6 protein-coding genes and 1 tRNA gene are annotated in these 6,927 nt (G+C 46.3%); all 7 read right to left on the bottom strand.

What is annotated here, in order from left to right:
- Positions 1–150 precede the first annotated feature (150 nt).
- A tRNA-Leu gene (locus tag MOZ60_RS11140) sits at positions 151–234 on the bottom strand.
- A gap of 76 nt (positions 235–310) precedes the next feature.
- Complete coding sequence (locus MOZ60_RS11135) at positions 311–2,383, bottom strand: elongation factor G (protein WP_277634752.1); 2,073 nt, start codon at positions 2,381–2,383, stop codon at positions 311–313.
- A gap of 14 nt (positions 2,384–2,397) precedes the next feature.
- On the bottom strand, positions 2,398–3,066 hold the full coding sequence (locus MOZ60_RS11130) for an ankyrin repeat domain-containing protein (RefSeq protein WP_277653569.1): 669 nt from the start codon (positions 3,064–3,066) through the stop codon (positions 2,398–2,400).
- Between the two features lie 418 nt (positions 3,067–3,484).
- The gene (locus MOZ60_RS11125) at positions 3,485–4,285 is read right to left on the bottom strand and encodes an ABC transporter permease (RefSeq protein WP_370596731.1); all 801 of its coding nucleotides are present in this window, start codon (positions 4,283–4,285) and stop codon (positions 3,485–3,487) included.
- The gene (locus MOZ60_RS11120; protein WP_370596730.1) at positions 4,282–5,238 is read right to left on the bottom strand and encodes an ABC transporter ATP-binding protein; all 957 of its coding nucleotides are present in this window, start codon (positions 5,236–5,238) and stop codon (positions 4,282–4,284) included. Before MOZ60_RS11120 ends, MOZ60_RS11125 begins: the two co-directional genes overlap by 4 nt.
- A gap of 12 nt (positions 5,239–5,250) precedes the next feature.
- The gene (locus MOZ60_RS11115) at positions 5,251–6,105 is read right to left on the bottom strand and encodes an ABC transporter permease (protein ID WP_370596729.1); all 855 of its coding nucleotides are present in this window, start codon (positions 6,103–6,105) and stop codon (positions 5,251–5,253) included.
- The gene (locus MOZ60_RS11110; protein ID WP_370596728.1) at positions 6,069–6,539 is read right to left on the bottom strand and encodes an SPASM domain-containing protein; all 471 of its coding nucleotides are present in this window, start codon (positions 6,537–6,539) and stop codon (positions 6,069–6,071) included. The genes MOZ60_RS11115 and MOZ60_RS11110 overlap by 37 nt, the downstream gene beginning before the upstream one ends.
- Positions 6,540–6,927: the final 388 nt, after the last annotated feature.

The raw sequence follows: 6,927 nt of genomic DNA, 5'->3' as shown, positions 1-6,927 counted from the left end.
TCACTAGGGTTCTACTTCATATTCATACGCTTTCATGTTTTCCATCCAGTTCTATCCTTTCTTGGATTACTTTGACAACGCACTATTGCGTTTCTGTATGAGTGTGACTGCCCGTCACACAAAAAAGCTGTCTTTCTGACAGCAGGAAGGTGCCCGTGGCCGGACTCGAACCGGCACGGTATCGCTACCGGGGGATTTTGAGTCCCCTACGTCTACCAATTCCATCACACGGGCATTGCCTGAATATTTTAATGCAATCACGCATAAAAAGCAATGCAGGCCATCTGCCTGCATTGCTTATATGCTTTACTTACTTTGCACTCTTCGCCTTTGCCTGGGCAATGACTTCATCAGCCACTTCCTGCGGTGCAGGTTCATAGCGGTCAAATTCCAGCACATAGGTGCCTCTGCCCTGCGTCATGGACCGCAGCTCATTGGCATACATCTGCACTTCTCTCAGCGGTACTTCACCATTAATGACCTGATCGCCGTCATCATTGGAGCCCACATCCATAATGGAGCCGCGGCGCTTGGTCAGATCACCAATCAATGTACCAGTGTATTCCTCTGGTGCTGTGATTGTGATTTCACCGATTGGTTCCAGCAATACCGGCTTTGCCTTTGGCATGCCAGCGTTATAGGCAAGTCTGGCAGCTTCCTTGAAGGCAGCTTCCTTGGAGTCTACCGGATGATAAGAGCCATCATACAATGTTGCCTTGACGCCAACAACCTTATATCCGGCAAGCACACCTTTCTGCATGCATTCTCTGAGTCCCTGCTCAACCGGCGGGAAGAACTGCTTCGGCACTGCACCGCCGAAGACATCCTCGGCAAATACCATATCCTCAGAATCGGTCGGTTCAAACTTGACCCATACATCACCAAACATACCTGCACCGCCATTCTGCTTCTTATAGCGGCCCTGCGCCTCAGCTGTGGCAGTAATGGTTTCACGATACTGAATCGTCGGTGTTGTCAAGGAAACATCTACCTTATACTTGGATTTCAGCTTGGCACAGATCAGAGAAATGTGCTGGTCGCCCAGTCCATAGAGTACCTGTTCATGTGTTTCTTCATTGTTGACAAGACGGACGGTTGGATCTTCCTGTTCCATATTGCGGATACCAACCGACATCTTGTCTTCATCGGCCTTGGTCTTCGGCCAGATGGCATAGCCAAGCATCGGCTGCGGATATTCAATGCCATCATAGGAAACAACACGGCTCCGTGTGCACAGTGTATCGTTCGTCTGGGTTGAGGCAAGCTTGGTCACTGCACCAATATCACCGGTAAACAGCTTGCCAAGACCAATCTGATACTTGCCATTGACGGCATAAATCTGACCGATCTTTTCGGTAACTTCACGGGTAGAGTTATAAACTTCAGAATCAGAGTTGAGCACACCGGACATCACCTTTAGGTAGGAGATTCTGCCAACAAATGGATCAATGACCGTCTTGAAGACAAATGCGCTGAGTGCTTCCTGTTCATTGGTCTCCATGGCAATGGTGCCGCCGCGCTGGCTGTTGGCATCAATATGGCCCTTCTCTGCATAGCTCGGGAAGTATTCGGTAATCAGATCCATCAGTCTTTCAATACCGGTCTGCTGGACAGCAGAACCTGAATAAACCGGACGGATATCACCAGAACGGACACCAATTCTCAAACCTTTGGCAAGTTCATGTTCATCGAATTCTTCCCCATTGGAGAACTTCTCCAGCAGGTCATCATCCGTCATGGCAATCGCTTCGGCAATCTCGCCATAGTACTCTTCCACCTTGTCCGCAAGCTCTTCCGGAACAGGCTGAGCCTGGGTGCGGTTGTCATGGTACCATGCCTTCTTACGCAGAATATTGACTGAGCCAATATTCCTGCCATCTTTCATGATCGGCATTTCAAACGGAATGACAGAATTGCCGAACTTCTCTCTTAATTCTGAGAGCACTTTATCAAAATCAGCGTTTTCATCGTCCATCTTATTCACAAAGAAGATAGTTGGCAGCTTCTGTTTCAGACTGGCTTTCTTCCAGGCACGCTCTGTACCAGGCTCCACACCTTCTTTGCCATTGACAACGATCAGCGCATTATCCCCTACATACAATCCGGTCTCTTCCTCACCCGCATAATCCATATAGCCCGGCGTATCAATGAAGTTGATCTTGCGGTCCTTCCATTCGACCGGTGCCAGATGGGCATAGCACGATGTACCGCGCCTGCCTTCTTCCGGATCGAAATCGAGGAAGCTTGTGCCGTCATGGTTCTTGCCAAACTTCGAAATCAGTTTTGTAAAGTACATGCAGGCTTCGATGACGGCTGTCTTGCCAGAGCCAGAATGTCCAAGCACAACGACATTTCTGACATTATTCGCCAAATAGTCTTTCATGATCGAATGCCCTCCTACTTCAGCAGATCCTTCAGATCTGCAAGGCATTCTTTACGCACATAGTGAATGGCCATGTTTGCTTCATTATCTTTGATGTTCTTATCTGCACCATGGTCCAGCAGTGTTTTGACAAGTTCCGGATAGCCGATATAAGCAGCCCGCATCAGAGCTGTGCAGCCGCGGTTGTCAGCCGCATTGACATCGGCACCATTCTCAATCAGGAAGGAAATGATATCACTGTTATAGGCATTGACAGCCTCCATCAGTGCAGTTCTGCCCTGTTCATCACGGGCATTGACATCAGCACCCTTGGAGACAAGATACGCAACGGTCTCACCTTCGCCCAGCAATGCGGCTCTCATCAGAGCGGTACGGCCCTTATTGTCATGGGAATTTACATCGGCACCGGCATGCACAAGCATCCGGCAGATCTCGACATGTCCCTTTTTCGCAGCTCCCATCAGAGCTGTCTTATTATTCTTGTCACGGGCATGCGTATCGGCACCGTTATCCAGCAGAAAGCGCACAATGTCCGTATAGCCGCGCTTGGCAGAACGCATCAATGCAGTGCGTCCATCACCATTTGCCACATTGACATCTGCGCCCTTTGAGACTTCTGAGCAGACCTTGGCAAAATCGCCCTTGGCTGCTGCTTCGAAGAATTCCAGATTTGTCTGATCCATATTCGTTTCCTCCTATTATTCATGAAGTCAAACAACCGACAAAAAAGATGGACATTGTCCATCTCAAATGTCATATGCAAAGCAGACCGCAACCCCGCCGAAAACAACCAGGCTTTCTTCTGAGCCGGTGACTGTCGATACTGAAAAACCAGTTACTCTGTCGTCCATTGTCTTTGTCTCCGATCTGTCTGCGGTGATTCTTTACCTGTATTTTAACAGAACCACAGCAAACTGCAAGGGCTTACATTCATGATCCAGGGTTGTTTCATAAAGGAATAAGCGCCATGCTGTGATATGATTTTCCAATCAGCTTGCATCCCTTCTAACCGTATGCTTGAAAAAAGCGGCTCTTGTCATCTCCGTCACCGCTATCAATGCGCATGAAAAACTGATTTTCAATTTTTGACTATCAGTGATTTTAGTACCGTTCCCAGCCGCCGGTCTGATAGTTATGTCTTTCAATCTTTTTGACAAGAAATGATGTTGCCAGAATCAATATAAGATGAATCAGGATAAAGCCTGCTGCGTGGAAGGATGGCTGATAGGATTGCAGCAGGATATGACGGAAGAGTTCGATCAGGTAGGCTGAGGGGAAGATGCTTGCGGCAAACAGAAGGATGTGCGGCAGGGCAGCGATGGGAAAGCTTGTCCCGCTGAGCAGGCTCATAGGTTTGTCACAGATGATGAAGACGGCATTGGAGTCACGTGAGAAAAGAAACAGTGTTGTAATGAAACCTCCCCAGATGGTGCTTGACAGGATCAATATGATATAGCCTAGTAAGAGATATGCAATACTGGAGAGTGAGAATCTGTCATAGATAAGAAAGATGGCAAAGGAGAATACTGTCAGCATCCACGTATTAAAGACAACAGCTCCGAAGGAGCGTCCATAGACGAAAGCGTTGCGGTCAGCTGGGCTCAGGAAGATCTTTTCAAGCGTACCATTGATTCTATCATAGCGGATCTGTCCGGCACTTTGCACAACAGACCAGTAGCAGTTATAGACCAGACCGCCGCACAGCAGGAAGACAAAAAGTTCTGCTTTGCTGGAAATACCATATACACTCAGTTTGTCGGCTTGGAATGACTGGTACGTAAAGTAACTGATGGCACACGACAGGATCGGCCACAGGACCAGTGTGATCAGGGCAGAGAAGCGGCCAAAGAAATTGCGGCGCTGGCTGGCAAATTCACCAATGAAAACTCTGAAGAACTTCATGATGCTTTTTCCTTGGAAATAATCTGCATGATGCAGTCTTCCAGACTGGCTTCCTGCTGGTGGAATCCGTTGATTCTGATGTGATTGTCTTCGGCCAGTGCAAACAGCTGTGGAACAATATTTGCTTTGGACTTGAGAATGACAAGATTCTTATTCTGTGAGAAGGTGCAGTTCAGCTGTGGCAGCATTGTGACCAGCTTATCAGCATCGCTTGTTTCCAGAGTGTATTCATAGGATTCTGTGAATTTCTGCTTTAACTGATCAATCGTACCTTCGGCTGCTTTCTCGCCATGGTCAATGACATAGACATAGTCGCAAAGTTCTTCAGCTTCTTTCATGTAGTGGGTGGAGAGAATCACAGCCATGTTTTCCTGTCTGGAAAGCTGTCGGATATACTGGCGCAGATTCTGGGCAATGGCAATATCAAGCCCCAGAGTTGGTTCATCCATGAACAGGTAGGAGGGATCATTGATGATGCCGCGGGCAATCTGCAGACGCTGCTTCATGCCTTTGGAGTATGTTTCGACCAGCTGGTCTGCATTGTCAAGGAGCCCGACAATCCGCAGACACTCCTCGATTCTTACTCTGGCATTGCCAATCCCATACAGAGAGGCAAAATATTCCAGGTTCTCTCTGCCGGTTAATCTCCAGTACAGGCTTCTTTCACCACCTGAGATCAGATTGATCTTCTCTTTGATCCTGCGCAGGTTTTTCTCACAATAATCTAGATCATCGAGTTTAATCGTTCCACTGGTAGGAGCCAGCAGTGTTGCCAGCATCTTAATGGTGGTTGTTTTACCGGCGCCATTGACACCAAGAATGCCTGTGATTTTTCCTTTTTCAATGCTGAGATCCAGATTTTTCACGGCTTCCTTCTTCTCGGTATGGTGGCGAAAGCCTTTATCTTTGACTTTCAATTCATATGTTTTTGATAAGCTTACTGCCTGTATCATACGTGCATTACCTCACATCAATACCTTTTCTACAAGAATTTTCCTGACTTTTCTTTCATACCAGAAATAACCGATCACAAAGTAAAACAGGCTCAGCAGAATAATCGGCCAGATCAGATATGCGCTTTCTGCCAGCGATGCTTTTTCAATCGCAAGAGCACGGAACAGTTTGATCAGATAAGTGACTGGCATCACATAAGAAATGCTGCGCAGGATGCCTGGCATGTAGGCGAGCGGAAAGAAAATGCCGCTGAACAGACTGATGAAAAGAGACAATGTGCTTTCGGTCAGGTACGTGTCCTTGAAATAGATGATCCATGTGCTCAGGAAGATGGAGACACTGAAACCGCTGATTATCAGCAGAACAAATACGACCAGCAAAGCACCAGGTGATAACAACAGGCCGCGCACCCCAAGCAGTAAGCCAAGCAGCCAGATGACCAGTGCTTGTCCTATTGCCTGCAGCAGAGTTTCAATGAAAGCACCAATGAAAAACAACATTGTCGAGGATGGCGAAATCAGAAAGTGATTAAACGTTCCTTCATGAATATCATTTAGAATGGCGTAGCCGGTGCTCATCAGAGAAGAAAAGACAAAGACGCCCATCATCTGACCGGCAATCAGATAACTCACATAGTCAGAAGTATTTGCATAGGACACAAAGCTGTCAGAAACATTGCCATGATAGATGAAGTAATAAATAAACAATGGCAGCATTACCGAAAGAATGGCATTGATCACATTTTCAAACAGCATACTCCATGGATATGCACGATATTTTTGCAAAATACGGTCAACAACCACATTCCGGATGATATGGAGATTTGTCTTCAGCCGATGATCATTTCTGGTTTCATGTTTTTCCATATCATCCACTTTAGTGCTTTCAGAGCAAAATGACAATAAGATTTATCCGGTTTCCAAATAGTCCCGTTTATCATGTCGGCATTACGCGGACAGCCTCCACCGCAGGTTGCAAGGGCGGGACAATTTTGGCAGTCTTCAAGATTTAGAGGAGACCGCATACTCCACTCTTTGAAAATCTCATTTTCATCGGGTAAAAAAGATTTTTCAAAAACTGTATGCTCAAAAGTTTTTCTGCTCCCCATATAGCCTTGGCAAATTCCAACTTGCAAGCGGAATTCTTCTGCAGCCGTCGCCGGCTGACACGCATATGCCGTAATCAGCTCTCCGTCTTCCATCTTTTCCGGATTCTGTGAATATTCAATCCGCTCATGCATGCTTGCAGATGCACCTTTACTCTTGTTCACATGCAGAGCGATCAGTCTTGTCGCTGCCATTTTCTCCTCCTGATAAGCATAAAAAAGGTCACTTCATTCGTTTTATCAAACCGAATTGAAATTCTTATTGAAATTCTTATAAGATGGAAAAAAGGGGCTGTAACAGTTGAATAAGCTGTTACAGCTCATTTTTTTGCGCTTGCACATATTTTCGCTGTATATCTATCAGTGCAAACCAAAAGCCGATTTATTCATGTATAAAATATGCAAAATATCCATGTTTTATCATTGATATATTATATGCGTGCATGTATAATATGGGTATGAAAAATGCTGATCTCGTTTTTGCAGGACACGATCAGCGCTCTTATTATAACGCTGTTCAACTGGCCCTGCCACTTAGCACAATGATTCGTGTACCTCATTCTGATATGCTGTTCTCTTTTCT

The organism is Grylomicrobium aquisgranense (assembly GCF_033971865.1).
Lineage (GTDB): Bacteria > Bacillota_I > Bacilli_A > Erysipelotrichales > Erysipelotrichaceae > Bulleidia > Bulleidia massiliensis.
The sequence above is the reverse complement of the archived record's forward strand: the minus strand, read 5'-3'. Positions and strand labels throughout refer to the sequence as shown.

What these genes read in the sequence shown, in the direction of transcription:
- MOZ60_RS11125 (WP_370596731.1), bottom strand. Translation starts at nt 4,285, where the DNA reads ATGAAGTTCTTCAGAGTTTTCATTGGTGAATTTGCCAGCCAGCGCCGC.
- MOZ60_RS11110 (WP_370596728.1), bottom strand. Translation starts at nt 6,539, where the DNA reads ATGGCAGCGACAAGACTGATCGCTCTGCATGTGAACAAGAGTAAAGGT.
- MOZ60_RS11130 (WP_277653569.1), bottom strand. Translation starts at nt 3,066, where the DNA reads ATGGATCAGACAAATCTGGAATTCTTCGAAGCAGCAGCCAAGGGCGAT.
- MOZ60_RS11115 (WP_370596729.1), bottom strand. Translation starts at nt 6,105, where the DNA reads ATGGAAAAACATGAAACCAGAAATGATCATCGGCTGAAGACAAATCTC.
- MOZ60_RS11120 (WP_370596730.1), bottom strand. Translation starts at nt 5,238, where the DNA reads ATGATACAGGCAGTAAGCTTATCAAAAACATATGAATTGAAAGTCAAA.
- MOZ60_RS11135 (WP_277634752.1), bottom strand. Translation starts at nt 2,383, where the DNA reads ATGAAAGACTATTTGGCGAATAATGTCAGAAATGTCGTTGTGCTTGGA.